General features: G+C 66.1%; 12 protein-coding genes and 1 riboswitch. Of the genes, 4 read left to right on the top strand and 8 right to left on the bottom strand.

Features of this window, described 5'->3' with window-relative positions:
- Nucleotides 1-19 precede the first annotated feature (19 nt).
- Genes prpD through BN973_RS23735 form a run of 3 tightly spaced genes read left to right on the top strand, consistent with a single transcriptional unit; the run spans nucleotide 20 to nucleotide 3,544 of the window.
- Nucleotides 20-1,525 carry a 2-methylcitrate dehydratase PrpD gene (gene prpD, locus BN973_RS23745; RefSeq protein WP_036471154.1) on the top strand — a complete coding sequence of 502 codons (1,506 nt, stop codon included), beginning with the start codon at nucleotides 20-22 and terminating at the stop codon, nucleotides 1,523-1,525.
- The gene (gene prpB / locus BN973_RS23740; protein ID WP_036471153.1) at nucleotides 1,522-2,445 is read left to right on the top strand and encodes a methylisocitrate lyase; all 924 of its coding nucleotides are present in this window, start codon (nucleotides 1,522-1,524) and stop codon (nucleotides 2,443-2,445) included. The genes prpD and prpB overlap by 4 nt, the downstream gene beginning before the upstream one ends.
- A complete protein-coding gene (locus BN973_RS23735; protein ID WP_036471152.1) occupies nucleotides 2,426-3,544 on the top strand; it encodes a bifunctional 2-methylcitrate synthase/citrate synthase in 1,119 nt (372 codons plus the stop codon). The genes prpB and BN973_RS23735 overlap by 20 nt, the downstream gene beginning before the upstream one ends.
- A 5-nt stretch (nucleotides 3,545-3,549) precedes the next feature.
- Here BN973_RS23735 and BN973_RS23730 read toward each other — a convergent pair whose 3' ends face one another.
- Nucleotides 3,550-3,771 (bottom strand): hypothetical protein, encoded by a 222-nt coding sequence (locus BN973_RS23730; protein ID WP_036472976.1) that lies wholly within the window; start codon nucleotides 3,769-3,771, stop codon nucleotides 3,550-3,552.
- A gap of 121 nt (nucleotides 3,772-3,892) precedes the next feature.
- Between BN973_RS23730 and BN973_RS23725 the strand changes: the two genes are divergently transcribed.
- Entirely contained in the window at nucleotides 3,893-5,665 is a 1,773-nt protein-coding gene (locus tag BN973_RS23725) for a DUF3556 domain-containing protein (RefSeq protein WP_051641464.1), read from the top strand.
- Nucleotides 5,666-5,729: 64 nt separating this feature from the next.
- Here BN973_RS23725 and metE read toward each other — a convergent pair whose 3' ends face one another.
- The 7 genes from metE to BN973_RS23690 form a co-directional block, all read right to left on the bottom strand.
- Nucleotides 5,730-8,000, bottom strand: coding sequence for a 5-methyltetrahydropteroyltriglutamate--homocysteine S-methyltransferase (gene metE / locus BN973_RS23720; RefSeq protein ID WP_036471151.1), 2,271 nt, complete (start codon nucleotides 7,998-8,000; stop codon nucleotides 5,730-5,732).
- A gap of 139 nt (nucleotides 8,001-8,139) precedes the next feature.
- Nucleotides 8,140-8,362: riboswitch (cobalamin riboswitch) on the bottom strand.
- 30 nt (nucleotides 8,363-8,392) lie between these two features.
- Nucleotides 8,393-9,034 carry an SDR family oxidoreductase gene (locus tag BN973_RS23715; protein ID WP_036471150.1) on the bottom strand — a complete coding sequence of 214 codons (642 nt, stop codon included), beginning with the start codon at nucleotides 9,032-9,034 and terminating at the stop codon, nucleotides 8,393-8,395.
- Between the two features lie 93 nt (nucleotides 9,035-9,127).
- On the bottom strand, nucleotides 9,128-9,970 hold the full coding sequence (locus BN973_RS23710; protein ID WP_036471149.1) for an SDR family oxidoreductase: 843 nt from the start codon (nucleotides 9,968-9,970) through the stop codon (nucleotides 9,128-9,130).
- Nucleotides 9,971-10,066: 96 nt separating this feature from the next.
- Nucleotides 10,067-11,371: a TetR/AcrR family transcriptional regulator gene (locus tag BN973_RS23705; RefSeq protein ID WP_036471148.1), complete on the bottom strand. Its 1,305-nt coding sequence runs from the start codon at nucleotides 11,369-11,371 to the stop codon at nucleotides 10,067-10,069.
- Between the two features lie 154 nt (nucleotides 11,372-11,525).
- Entirely contained in the window at nucleotides 11,526-12,173 is a 648-nt protein-coding gene (locus tag BN973_RS23700) for a nitroreductase family protein (RefSeq protein ID WP_036471147.1), read from the bottom strand.
- Complete coding sequence (locus tag BN973_RS23695) at nucleotides 12,173-13,267, bottom strand: acyl-CoA dehydrogenase family protein (RefSeq protein ID WP_036471146.1); 1,095 nt, start codon at nucleotides 13,265-13,267, stop codon at nucleotides 12,173-12,175. The genes BN973_RS23700 and BN973_RS23695 overlap by 1 nt, the downstream gene beginning before the upstream one ends.
- Entirely contained in the window at nucleotides 13,264-14,418 is a 1,155-nt protein-coding gene (locus BN973_RS23690) for an acyl-CoA dehydrogenase family protein (RefSeq protein ID WP_036471145.1), read from the bottom strand. Before BN973_RS23690 ends, BN973_RS23695 begins: the two co-directional genes overlap by 4 nt.
- Nucleotide 14,419 lies beyond the last annotated feature (1 nt).

Raw genomic sequence — 14,419 nt, 5'->3', positions numbered from 1 at the left:
CCTGCGTACTGTGCGGTTTATGCGCATCCATGACGTTCGAGCCCGGCGCAGCGCCGACGACTTTCCCCGCAGCGAGCAGCTGGCCTGGGCGATTGCCGAGGTGGCCGCGGATCCGGTCGCCGTCGCTCCGCAGACCGCGGAGATGGTGTGCAACCGGATCATCGACAACGCGGCCGTCAGTGCCGCCTCGGTGATCAGGCGGCCGGTCACGGTAGCGCGGGAGCAGGCGCTGGCGCATCCGGTGCAGCGGGGGGCACGGGTCTTCGGCGTGCAGGGCAGCTATTCGACCGAGTGGGCGGCCTGGGCCAACGGTGTCGCGGTGCGTGAACTCGATTTCCACGACACGTTCTTGGCCGCGGACTACTCCCACCCCGGCGACAACATCCCGCCGCTCGTCGCCGTCGCCCAGCAGCTCGATGTGCGTGGCGCCGACCTGATCCGCGGTCTGGCCACCGCGTATGAGATCCAGATTGATCTGGTCAAGGGAATCTGCCTGCACGAGCACAAGATCGACCACGTCGCGCATCTGGGCCCGTCGGTGGCCGCGGGCATCGGAACGATGCTGCGACTGGACGTCGAGACGATCTACCACGCGGTCGGACAGGCGCTGCACCTCACGACGGCAACCCGTCAATCACGAAAAGGTCTGATCTCGAGCTGGAAGGCGTTCGCGCCCGCGTTCGCCGGCAAGATCGCCATCGAGGCGGTCGACCGCGCGATGCGCGGCGAGGGATCGCCGGCGCCGATCTGGGAGGGCGAGGACGGTGTCATCGCCTGGCTGCTGGGCGGTCCCGAACACACCTATCAGGTGCCGCTGCCCGAGCCCGGCGAACCCAAGCGCGCGATCTTGGACAGCTACACCAAGGAACACTCCGCGGAGTACCAGAGCCAGGCGCCGATCGACCTGGCGCGCCGGCTGCGCGAGCGTATCGGCGATCTCGAGCAGATCGCGACGATCGTGCTGCACACCAGCCACCACACCCATTACGTGATCGGCACCGGCTCGGGGGACCCGCAGAAGTTCGACCCGGACGCCTCACGCGAGACGCTGGATCACTCGCTGCCCTACATCTTCGCGGTCGCGCTGCAAGACGGCAGCTGGCACCACGAGCGCTCCTATGCTCCCGATCGGGCACACCGCCCCGACACCGTGGACCTATGGCACAAGATCTCCACCGTCGAGGATCCGGAGTGGACTCGCCGCTACCACTCGAACGACCCGGCCGAGAAGGCTTTTGGGGCGCGTGCGGAGGTGACGCTGAAGAACGGCGAGGTGATCTCCGACGAATTGGCGGTGGCCGACGCCCATCCGCTGGGCGCTCGGCCGTTCGCGCGCGAGCAGTACGTGGGCAAGTTCACCGCGCTCGCCGACGACGTCGTGGATCCCGCTGAACAGCAACGCTTCTTGTCCGCCGTCGACTCCCTGGCCGATCTGAAGGGCGGTGCGCTGGGGGCGCTGAATGTGCTGGTCGATCCGCGGGTGCTGGACAAGGCGCCGGGGATACCGTCGGGGATCTTCCGGTGATCGGCTCCTCGTCCAGCGCCGCCGACAAGCGGGTCGCATTCCGGTCCGGGCTGGATTCCGGTCGGCTGCAACGGTTTCCGGGCGCCTTCTCGCCGCTGGTGGCCAAGGCGGTGGCCGAGGCGGGCTTCGAGGGCGTCTATGTGTCGGGTGCGGCACTGGCCGCCGATCTCGGATTACCGGATATCGGGCTGACGACGCTGACCGAGGTCGCGGGCCGGGGCGCGCAGATCGCCGGCGTGACCGACCTGCCGACGCTGATCGACGCGGATACCGGCTTTGGCGAACCGATGAGTGCCGCGCGCACGGTGACCGTCCTCGAAGACGCCGGGCTGGCGGGCTGCCACCTCGAGGATCAGGTCAACCCCAAGCGCTGCGGTCACCTGGACGGCAAGGCCGTCGTGCCGGCCGCCGACATGGTAAAGCGGTTGCGCGCAGCGGTATCCGCACGGCGCGATCCCAACTTTGTCGTCTGCGCACGCACGGATGCCGCAGGCATCGAAGGTCTGCCCGCCGCGATCGAGCGCGCCCGTGCCTACGCCGACGCCGGAGCCGACATGATCTTCACCGAAGCGCTGACCGAAGCGGCGGAGTTCGACGCGTTCCGCGCCGCCGTCGACGTTCCACTTCTGGCCAACATGACCGAATTCGGCAAGTCGCCGCTGCTGAGCGCGGGTCAGCTGGCCGACATCGGCTACAACGTCGTCATCTACCCGGTCACCACGCTGCGGCTGGCGATGTTCGCGGTCGAAGCGGGCCTGCGCGAAATCGAGTCATCGGGAACGCAATTCGGTCTTCTGGATCGGATGCAGCATCGCAGCCGTCTCTACGAGCTGCTGCGCTATGAGGACTACAACGAATTCGACAACAACACTTACAATTTCACGCTTGAAGGGAACAGCCATGACCGCGCCGACCGCTGACATCAAGAAGGGCCTCGCCGGCGTCGTGGTGGACACCACCGCCATTTCGAAGGTGGTGCCGGAGACCAATTCGCTGACCTACCGCGGATATCCGGTCCAGGATCTGGCCGCCCACTGCAGTTTCGAGCAGGTCGCATTCCTGCTGTGGCGCGGTGAGCTGCCCACCGACGCGGAGCTGGCGCTGTTCAGCCAGCGCGAACGCGCCAGCCGCCGAGTCGACCGGTCGATGCTGTCGCTGTTGACAAAGCTTCCGGACAACTGCCATCCGATGGACGTAGTACGTACGGCGATCAGCTTTTTGGGCGCCGAGGACCCCGAGGAGGACGACGACTCGGCGAACCGGGCCAAGGCGCTGCGCATGCTCGCGGTGCTGCCGACCATCGTCGCGGTGGACATGCGCCGCCGTCGCGGGCTGGCGCCGATCCCACCACACAGTGGGCTGGGATACACCGAGAACTTTCTGCAGATGTGCTTCGGCGAGGTGCCCGAACCCGCAGTCGTGCAGGCATTCGACCAATCGATGATCCTTTACGCCGAGCACGGTTTCAACGCCTCCACGTTCGCGGCGCGGGTGGTGACCTCGACGCAGTCGGACATCTACAGCGCGGTCACCGGTGCCATCGGTGCGCTCAAGGGTGCGCTGCACGGCGGTGCCAACGAGGCCGTCATGCGCGACATGATCGAGATCGGCGACCCGGGCAATGCCCGGGAGTGGTTGCGCGGCAAGCTCGCCCGCAAAGAGAAGGTCATGGGATTCGGGCACCGGGTCTACAAAAACGGTGACTCCCGGGTGCCGACGATGAAGCAAGCGCTGAGCCGCGTCGCGGCGGCGCGCGACGGGCAGCGCTGGCTGGAGATGTACAGCATCCTGGAAGCCGAGATGTTCGACGCCACTGCAATTAAGCCCAATCTCGACTTCCCGACCGGCCCGGCCTACTACCTGATGGGATTCGACATCGCCTGCTTCACGCCGATCTTCGTGATGAGCAGGATCACGGGATGGACCGCTCACATCATGGAGCAGGCCGCGTCGAACTCTTTGATCCGCCCGCTGAGTGCGTACTCCGGTCGCGAGCAGCGGGCACTGGCCTTTAGGTAGGCCGGTTAGTCCGTCGGACCGCCGTATTGCCAAACCAGGCTGTGGTTGCCGGTCATGGTCGGGTTGCACCACATGGTGCGGCCGTTGGCGTCCTGGGTGGTGGAGTGCAACACCGTGCACGAATCACCCGGTGCCGGCGCCTGGCCGTAGGCGGTGCCGGCACCGACTGCGGCGGCAGTCACGCCCGCCATTGCCGTGGCCGATATCAGGAACCGAAGTCTGCTCATGATGGACATCTCCTCAGCGGGTGCCAAGAGATCACGCTAACCGGTGGAGAACTCGCGGGCAAAGGATGTCATCCGCGATCCACAACACGCTTCGCTAGCACAGGTTCTAGGGTGTGGAACCATGGGATTTCTCCAACCGGAACTGCCGCAGGTCGACATCGACGAGTGGAGCAAGCTGTCCCGCAGCGAGAAGATTCGCCCGATGGCCCGACATTGGGCCGAGGTCGGTTTCGGAACCCCGGTCGTTCTGCATCTGTTCTATGTCGGCAAGGTCCTGCTTTACATCCTGTTCGCTTGGCTGTTGGCGGTGCCGACCACTCGCGGGTTGGCGGTCACCAACGTGCTGTCGTGGTACGCCGAGCCGATCGTGTTCGAGAAGGTAGTGCTCTACACGATGCTCTTCGAGGTGGTCGGGCTGGGCTGCGGCTTCGGGCCGCTGAACAACCGGTTCAATCCGCCGATGGGGTCGATCCTGTACTGGCTACGCCCCGACACGATCCGCCTGCCCCCGTGGCCGCGCTTCGTCCCGGGCACCAAGGGCACCGCCCGAACCCTGGTGGACAACGCGCTGTACGGGCTGTTCTTGCTGGTGACCTTCCTGACGCTGTTCGCCGACGGCACCGGCCCGATGCCGGAGCTGGGCACGCAGGTCGGGTTGATTCGTCCGTGGCGGATCGTGCTGATCCTGGTGCTGCTCGGCGTACTGGGCTTGCGCGACAAGGTGATCTTTTTGGCCGCCCGCGGCGAGGTCTACGCGACGCTGGCGGCGACCTTCATGTTCGGCGGTGTCGACATGATCATCGCCGACAAGCTGGTCTTTCTAGTGATCTGGATAGGCGCCGCGACATCCAAACTGAACAAGCACTTTCCGTTCGTGATGTCGACCATGATGTCGAACAACCCAGTGTTCCGGCCCCGGTTCATCAAGCGGTTGTTCTTCGAGAAGTTCCCGGACGATCTGCGGCCCGGGCGATTGTCGCGGGTCTTCGCCCACGTGAGCACCTTCGTCGAAATGTGTGTGCCCATCGTGCTATTCGTCGCGCACGGCGGCTGGTGGACCGCGGTTCCGGCGGCGATCATGGTGATCTTCCACTTCGGCATCCTGTCGGCGATCCCGATGGGGGTTCCCTTGGAATGGAATGTGTTCATGATCTTCGGCGTGTTCGCGCTGTTCGTCGGCCACGCACATACCGGCCTGCCCGACCTGAAAAACCCTGTCCTGCTGGGGATTTTCATCGCGTTCATCGCCGGAATCGTGATCGCGGGCAACCTGTTTCCGCGCAAGATCTCGTTTCTGCCCGCCATGCGCTATTACGCCGGCAACTGGGATACCACGCTGTGGTGTATCAAGGCCTCGGCCGACAAGAAGATCAACCACAACATCGTCTCGATCGCCAGCATGCCGGCGGCCCAGCTGGAGAAGGTGTATGGCAAGGAGCGCGCGCAGATCCCGATGTATCTGGGATATGCGTTCCGCGCCATGAACACTCACGGCCGGGCGTTGTTCACGCTGGCGCATCGGGCGATGGCCGGTCAGAACGAAGACGACTACGTCATCACCGACGGCGAGCGGATCTGCAGCACCGCCGTCGGCTGGAATTTCGGCGACGGCCACATGCACAACGAGCAGCTGATCGCCGCGATGCAGCAGCGCTGCGGCTTCCTGCCCGGTGAAGTGCGCGTGGTGCTACTCGACGCCCAGCCGATCCACAAGCAGACCCAGTCCTACCGGCTGGTGGACGCCGCGACGGGCGAATTCGAGCGCGGCACAGTCAAAGTCGCGGACATGGTCACCCGGCAGCCCTGGGACGACCAGGTGCCGGTCCAGGTGCTGTCGGGTGCTGCCGCTTCCGAATCCGAAGAGCCCGCCGAGGAGCCGGAGCCGCGAGCGTGACGCCACGCCGGAATTTCGCGCGGAAAACCAGCGTGGCGTTACGCTCGCGAGCGAAACGCGAAGGCTAGACCCCCGCGCGGACTTCCCGCGCGGCAGCGACCATGTTCTGCAGCGACGCCGTCACCTCGTCGGTGTTGCGTGTCTTCAGCCCGCAGTCGGGGTTGACCCACAGCCGCTCCGCCGGCAGCGCCTGCAGCGCGGCCCGCAGCGATTCGGCCATCTCGCCGGTGCTGGGCACCCGCGGCGAGTGGATGTCGTACACGCCGGGGCCCACGCTGTTGGCGAAGCCGACCGCGTTGAGGTCGTCCAGCACCTCCATGTGTGAGCGGGCCGCCTCGATGGACGTGACGTCGGCGTCCAGGTCGGCGATCGCGCCGATCACCTCACCGAACTCCGAGTAGCACAGGTGCGTGTGGATCTGCGTCGAGTCGGCGACGCCGGAGGTGGCCAACCGGAAAGACCCGACCGCCCAACGCAAATAGTCGTCCTGATCGGCCCGACGCAGCGGCAGCAGCTCGCGCAGCGCGGGCTCGTCGACCTGGATGACCGCGATGCCGGCTTCCTGCAGATCCACCGTCTCGTCGCGGATCGCCAGCGCCACCTGGTTGGCGGTGTCGGCCAGCGGCTGGTCGTCGCGGACGAATGACCATGCCAGGATCGTCACCGGCCCGGTCAGCATGCCCTTGACGGGCTTGTCGGTCAGCGATTGCGCGTATTTCGCCCACTCCACCGTCATCGGCTGCCGGCGGATCACGTCACCGTAGAGCACCGGCGGCCGCACGCAGCGGCTGCCGTAGGACTGCACCCAGCCGTTCTTGGTCGCGAAGAAGCCGTCCAACTGCTCGGCAAAGTACTGCACCATGTCGTTGCGCTCGGGCTCGCCGTGCACCAGCACATCGAGGCCGAGCTGCTCCTGCAGCTTGATGACGTCGGCGATCTCCTGCTTCATCCGCTTCTCGTACTCGGCCTCGTCGATCTCACCGGCGACCAGCGCGGCGCGCGCCTTGCGGATCTCGACGGTCTGCGGGAACGAGCCGATCGTCGTCGTCGGCAGCGGCGGCAGGTGCAGCCGCTCGTCCTGGCTGGTCCGCCGTTGCGCGGCGGCACCGCGGTGCGAACCGGAGGCGACGATCGAGGCGATCCGCTCGCGCACCGCGTCATTGTGCAGCCGCGGGTCCTTCTTGCGCGACGCCACGGCGGCGTTGGAGGCCTCGATCTCGGCGGCGACCGCGTCACGGCCCTCGTGCAGGGCCCGCGACAGCGCCACCACCTCGGCGACCTTCTCCTGCCCGAACGCCAGCCAGCTGCGCAGCGCGTCATCGAGGCCGGTCTCCGGCTCCAGCGAGTACGGCACGTGCAGGGTGGAGCACGACGTCGAGACCGCGACGTTGGCGGCCAAACCCAGCAGCGTTGCCAGCTTGGCCAGCGCCGCCTGCAGGTCGGTGCGCCAGATGTTGCGCCCGTCCACGACTCCGGCCACCAGCGTCTTGGTGACCAGCTCGGGGACCGCGGCGATCGCGGTGTCGGCACCGTAGACCAGGTCGACGCCGATCGCCTCGACGGGCGTGCGGGCCAGCGCGCCCAACGATTCGCCGGGGTCACCGAAGTAGGTGGCGACGTAGATGGCGGGGCGGTTGCTCGCCTTGCCCAGTGCGTTGTAGACCGCCTCAGCCAGGGCGGGGGCGTCGGGGGAGATGTCGGTGACCAGCGCCGGCTCGTCGATCTGCACCCACTGCGCGCCGTTGTCGGCCAGCAGGCTCAGCAGCTCGGAGTAGATTCCCACGAGCTCCTGCAGGCGCTCGATCGGCGCGCCGGCGCCGTTGACGCCCTTGCTCAGCAACAGAAAAGTGATGGGCCCGACGACGACTGGGCGTGCCGGAATTCCTTGTCCGAGAGCCTCTTTCAGCTCGGAGAGCACCTTGTCGGGGTTCAGCGTGAACTTCGTCGCGGGCTCGATCTCGGGAACGATGTAGTGGTAGTTGGTGTCGAACCACTTGGTCATCTCCAGCGGCGCGACGTCCTTGTTGCCGCGGGCAGCGGCGAAGTAGCGGTCCAGGTCGTCGGGGATTTGCGCGGCCCGGGCCGGCAACGCGCCCAGCATGACCGCGGTGTCGAGCACCTGGTCGTAGTAGGAGAAGGTGTTCACCGGAACCGAGTCCAAACCGGCGTCGAGCAGGCCCTTCCACGTGTCGCGGCGCAAAGTGGCGGCGACACTTTCGAGTTCGGATCGGCTGGTACGGCCTTTCCAGTAGCTCTCGGTCGCGCGCTTGAGTTCGCGTTTCGGGCCGATGCGCGGGGAGCCGACGACAGTTGCGGTGAATGCTTGAGAGGTCACGATATTCGTCCTTCAATCGGCGTGGTGGTCACCGCCGGCGGACGTGCAGCCCATCCAACAGCGGTTAGTACCCAGGCACTAACCACTAACGGCTGCAGCCTAACGCCCATTCCACGAGGCGATGAGCCGCCGGACGCGGGTGCGCCCGGCACAGCCGGCAGGTCTCCGGACTCGCAGGCACGCACGGGGTGGTGCTCCTAGTGGCCGTCGCTTCCCAGTCGTGCTGACCAGTGCTTGCCAAAAACTCTGACGGCGGTCGTTCCTGCATACCGTTGCGGGACAGTCCCGGATTCTCACCGGGTTCCCTCTTACGAAGCGTTACTAACTTTGCCTCGCTCGATGCCGGCGCCGCGGGTGCGGCGCAAGCAGACCAGCTGCGACAAGCAGTTTAATCAGCCCGCCAGTGCTTCGGCGATCGGGATGTCTCCATTGTTGAATTCGATGGTCCGGCGGATCGTGGAATCGTCGGCCAGCGCGGCGGCCACGACCAGCGCGACGTCGGAGCGGGAGACGGAGCCCTTGCCCTCGTCCAGCACGATTTTGCCGGTCGCCTCGTCCAGGGTGAGCCGCCCGGGTCCCAACACCGTCCAGTCGAGTGCGCCGGCCCGCAGGTGGGCGTCCGTGGCGGCCTTGGCCTCCGCGTAGGCGAAGAACGGATCATCTTGCGGCACACCATGATCCGGACCGGCGCCGAAGTAGGACACCATTACGAACCGTTGGACACCCGCCTGGGCGGCGGCATCGATCACCCGGATCGCGGCGTCACGGTCGACGGCGTAGGTGCGCGCCGGGTTCCCGCCGCCCGCGCCGGCCGAGAACACGACCGCGTCGTGACCGGTCACCAGATCGGCCAGCGCGTTGGTGTCCAGCTGCTCGATGTCGCCCACCACCGGTTCGGCACCGGTGGCAGCGACCTCGTCGGAATGGTCGGGATTGCGGAAGACGGAGCTCACCCCGTCGCCACGCTCGGTCAGGATGCGGGCCAGCTGCAGTGCGACCTTGCCGTGCCCGCCGAAGATGACAATGCGTGCCATGCCACCGACGTTACTTAACCGCGAGACTGCAGCTGCCGACGCGACCGCCGAGTAGACCCGTCGGTGGTTGCAGTCTCGCGGAACGACAAACGGTTAGAGCTTGACCTTGCCCATGATGATGTCGATGATCGGCTTGCCCGGGGCGTAGGCGCCGGTCATCGACGCCATCGTGTGGCCCGAGTCCACCAGCATGGTGATCCCGCTGACGCCGCAGGCCGCCTCGCTGTTGAGGAACGCCATCACGTCGCCCATCTGCTCCGGGGTGTGCACCTTGGAGCCGGTCTCGTCGCGGTAGTCCTGGGCAAACGACAGCCACAGGTCCGCATTGGCCTGGGCCAGCGGGGTGTCGGTCGGGCCCGGGCAGATCGCGTTGATGCGAATCCCCTTTTTCGCCAGCGGATATCCCTGGGTGGCCACGTAGGTGTTGATCACCTTCTTGCTGGTGCCGTAGTGGTTGATGCCGTCGGCCTCGTGCGCCTGGCACCACGCCTCGGCCGCCGCGAAGTCCGGCGTGGCCAGGAACTCCAGCATCAGGTCCAGGTCGTTCTCCCAGCCCATGCCGGCCACCGAGGAGATGAAGCAGATCGCCGAGCCGTTGGGGAGCTGGTTCTTTTCCAGCAGGCGGTCGATCAAGTGGCGGTGGCCGATGAAGTTGATCTTCATCAGGTCGATCGTTCCGTCGGCGACGCCGGCGGCGGAGAACACGGCGTGGATGGGGCCCTTCACCTGCTCGAGCGCGGCGTCGATCGAGGCGGGGTCACGCAGGTCGACCTGCACGGACTGGGCGACCTTGTAGTCCACCGGCGCGTAGTCCATCACGATGACTTCGGCACCCAACTCGGCCGCTGACTTGGCCGCCGCGGCGCCCATGCCAGTCGCGCCACCAACAACGAGAGCGCGCTTGCCGTCGTAGCGCAACCGATCGACAATGGTCATGGAAATCCCCTTCTCGGATAATGCCAACGCGGTTCTAACTGCTCAACTGTATGGGTAACAGTTATTTGGTTCAATACCGGGGCGGTTAATTCGGACTTACTTGCCGCGCACGGCGGCGCCGCGCAACACGGTGTCACGGGTGTGCACCAGCGCGGGTCGCTTGCCGATTTCGCGCAGAATGTTCTCCGGTATCCACTGCAGGCCGATGACGCAGCGCGCCAGCATCGCGACCGAGGGAGCGTCGATGCGAATCTCGCCGGAGCGGATGCCTTCGGAGAGCAGCGATTTCATCTGCCGTAGCCGAGTGGGGTACGACCAGCCCGGGTTGGCAGTCGGTGGCGATTGCCGCATCCACGCCAGCTGAATCCGGAATTCGTCGGAGAAGCGGTCCAGCGCGTTGACGTTGACCCAGCTCAGTGCGTCCAGCTTCTCGATGGGCGTGGACTCCGAGCGCAGCACGGCGACCCACCCGGCCTCGACCTTCTGCCCGAACGACACCATGATCGAGTCGAGAAGTTCGTCCTTGGAGCCGATGACCCGATAGACGGTTCCGGTGCCCAGACCCGCCGCCGACGCGATGTCGCGGATGGTGGTGGCCTCGTAGCCTTTGCGGCCGAATTCGGTCCGGGCCACCGCACGGACATGGGCCGCCTTGTCGCTGGGATCGGCGTCGCTGTCGTCGGCCCACGATTCTATGACCGCGCTGGCGGCGGCAATGGCGTTGGACCGGTCCAATGCCGCGTCGGTGGGCGGCCGGGCCGCCAAGCCCTGCAAGATGATTCGGCACAACAGCTCGGCCACCTGGTTGGGTGCGGAGTTGTGCCGCATCACGTCGAGCCCGACCTGCAGCATGGTCTGCGAGATGCGGTCGGCCAGCGTGGGCAGATCGATGTCCGGCTTGATGTAGCCGCTCCACCTGCCGGCGCGCAGCGTCTGCACCATCGCCTCTTGCACCGCGACGGACTGCTGTCGGGTCAGGTTCATCAATTCGGGGTCCGCGCTCGGCCCCTCGTAGAAGGACATCTGCAGGGCGGCCCGATGGTGCACGGCGCAGTTGGCGACCGCCGATCCCAGCTCGATGATTCTCTCGTCAGCCGGTCGCGAATCGGCATCGTCCAGTCTTGCCTGCGCGTTTTCCCCGATCCGGTGCAGATCGTCCTGATAGCGGCGGATCAGCTCGATGAGGATCGCTTCTTTGGATTCGAAATGGTGATACAGGCTTCCGGGCAGAATTCCCGCGGCGTCCGCGATCTCCTGCAACGAGGTTCGCAATCCCGACGACGCGATCAAAGACGCGGCGGTCTGCAGGATCTCGGTGCGGCGTGTCCCGGAATCGTCGGCCTGGTCCAGACGATCGGTCGTCGCCCGCTTGGCCTTAGCCAAGGTTTCGGCCCTGGCCATGGCTAACCGTTCGCATGTCGACAGGACTGCGACCCGGCAAACCTACGCATTCGTCCTCCTGCCGAACCAAATCTTTGTTAAAGGCTATCAGATCGCCCGATCGGAAACCGGCCCAAATGCGCTGCTAACAGCGGTGACAACACATTCTAAGGCCCTAGAGCCCGGGACCGTCCCAACTGTCCACCGCGACCACGTCGTCGAGGGGGCGCCGCGGGGCGGGGGAGAAGGTGTGCCCGGACCGCAGCCGACCCACCGGCAGCAGGGCGCTCTGGACGAAGGTCGACGGGATCCCGAGCAGTTCGCACACCTCCTCTTCGTGGTGTAGGTGCAATGTCGTCACACAGGTGCCGTAGCCGCGGGTGTGCAAGGCCAGCTGAAAGTTCCATACCGCGGGGAAGATCGACCCGTACAGGGTGGCCAGGTGAAACGACTCGTCGCCGTCGATGCGCGGCAAGTAGGGCTCATAGCAAGGGATTACCAGCAGCGGCACCTTCGCCAGGTTCTCGACCAGCCACTCCGTCGACGACATCAGCCTGCTCTCCGGTGTGCCGCCCGGCAGCAGGTCGGCGAGCAGTTGACCGCCGACCCGCTTCAGATACGCGTCGCGGTAGAGCTCGGCGATCTTTTCCCGCTTGGCCGCATCGGCCACCACCAGCCAGCGCCACGCCTGTGCGTTCGAGCCGTTCGCGGCCTGCAGTCCGATGCGCAGGCATTCGCGAATGTCCTCGAGGTCCACCGGCATGTCCAAGTCGAGGGCCTTGCGCGCGGAACGGGTAGCGGTCAGCAGGTATTCGATGTCCATCAGTGACCCCTCGCGGCAAGGCGTGCGCCGAGTTGCGTGAGATACCGGTCAGGTCCGCCGAGCAGTGCACTCCAGCTCAGCAAACGCTTGAGGTAAAGATGCGCGTCGTGCTCCCAGGTGTAGCCGATCCCGCCGAACACCTGGATGGCCGTGTCGCCCACGGTGGCCAGTCGTCCGGCGAACGCCTTGGCCCGCAGCGCGGCGAGGTGCCGTTCGTCGGGCCCCGCCGCGTCGGCGGCCCACAGCGCGTGAATCACACCGCTGCGGGCCAGTTCGACCGTCTCGTACATATCGACGCACAGATGCTGGACTGCCTGAAACGATCCGATGACCTGACCGAATTGCTTTCTGACTTTTGCGTATTCGACGGCGAGGTCCATCACCGCCCGGGCGGCACCGAGTGCGTCGGCGGCAGTGGCGATCAGCAGGTCGTCGATCACCGCCGCAACATCGGCCGGTGCGGCCGTGGCCAGCCGCTGTGCGGGCGTGCCGTCGAGCTTGACGCGAAACTGTTTGCGGGTCTGGTCGATACCACGCTCGGGCACCGCGGTGAACCCCGGAGAGTCGGTTCGTATTGCGAAAAGTGCGGTGCCGTTTGACTCTTCGGCCAACACCAGCAGCACGCCGGCCGCCGCGGCATCCGACACGTCGCCGAGCTCGCCCCGCAGGACGTCGCCGTCGTCGACCGCGACATTCTCGAAATCCAGCAAGCCGACGGCGGCGATCGTCGTCCCGTCGGCGATTCCCGTCAAAATCGTCGCGGCACTATCGTTGTCGCAGAGCCGAGTCAACGCGCGCGGCGCGGCCACCGCGGTGGACAACCACGGTCCCGGATACAGGGCGGCGCCGAGCTCTTCGGCCACCACGCCGGCCTCGACCATCGTCATCCCGGCGCCACCGTGCTCCTCCGGGACCAGCAGTCCGGTGGCGCCGAGGTCGGCCAGGCCACGCCAGACCGCGTCGGCGTGGCCGTCCATGCCGGACGGATCGTCGAGTAGTTCGCGCACGTGACCCGAAATCGGTGCCTTGTCAGCAAGAAAACGCCGGGTGATGTCGCGCAACGCGACCTGCTCGTCGGTGAGTTCGAGGTTCATTTGCGCGGCAATCCGAGTACGCGTTGCGCGGTGATGTTCTTGTTGATCTGTGTTGTGCCGCCGGCGATGGTCAACGAGCGTGAGGTGAGGCGGTAATTCGCCCACCCGGCGTTGTCGCCACGGGTACCGAGTACGTCGAAGGCCAGCGCGGCCATGTCCTGTCCGATCTCACCCCACACGGTCTTGGCGAGGCTGGCCGATCCGAACGCGGTCATCTCCGATCCGCCGTGCAGCGTCGCGGAGATCGACCGTTGGCACAGCACCTCGAGATACTTGATGCGGACCGCGATCTCGCCGAGGCGCCGCAGTGTCACCGGGTCGTCGAGCGCGTCGCTGTGTGCGGCGATGTCGTCGACCAGTTCAACGAGTCGCACCTGCATTTCGGCGTACAGCCGTGCGGCTCCGGCCCGTTCGTGGCTGAGCGTGGTGGTGGCCACCTGCCAGCCGCCGTCGAGTGGTCCGAGCAACGCCTCGGCCGGCACGCGCACGTCGTGAAAGAACACCTCGGCGAAATCGGTGTCGCCGTTGAGCGTGACGAGCGGACGAACCTCGATGCCGGGCAGCTTCATGTCGACGATCAGGCACGAGATCCCCTGGTGCTTGGGGGCGTCGGGGTCGGTGCGCACATACAGCTGGCACCAGTGCGCCCGATGGCCGAGCGAGGTCCAGATCTTCTGGCCGTTGACGACGAAAGCGTCCCCGTCCCGTACCGCGCGGGTGCGCAGCGAGGCGAGATCGGATCCGGCTTCGGGCTCCGACATTCCCTGACACCAGATGTCGTCGGCGCGCATCATCCGGGGCAGCAGTGTCTTCTTCTGCTCTTCGGTGCCGTACTGCATGATCGCCGGCGCGATGTTGTTCATCCCAATCACGTTGAGCGGCATCGGAGCCCGCGCGCGGGTGGTCTCCTCGGTGTAGACCAGCTGCTCGAGCACCGTCGCTCCGCGGCCACCGTACTCGCGGGGCCAGGACACGGCGGCCCATCCCGCGTCGGACATCGTCGCGCTCCACGCGCGCAGCAATTCGAACGAAGCATCGTCGCGACCCGAGGGTCGCCGGGCGGCCACCAGCTCGTCGGTGAGGTTCGCGGACAGCCAGTCGCGCAGTTCGACGCGGAACTGTTCCACTTCCGCCGGATAGGAGAAGTCCACT

Origin of the sequence: Mycobacterium triplex, from assembly GCF_000689255.1 — a bacterium.
In the GTDB taxonomy this organism is placed as follows: domain Bacteria; phylum Actinomycetota; class Actinomycetes; order Mycobacteriales; family Mycobacteriaceae; genus Mycobacterium; species Mycobacterium triplex.
The sequence above is the reverse complement of the archived record's forward strand: the minus strand, read 5'-3'. Positions and strand labels throughout refer to the sequence as shown.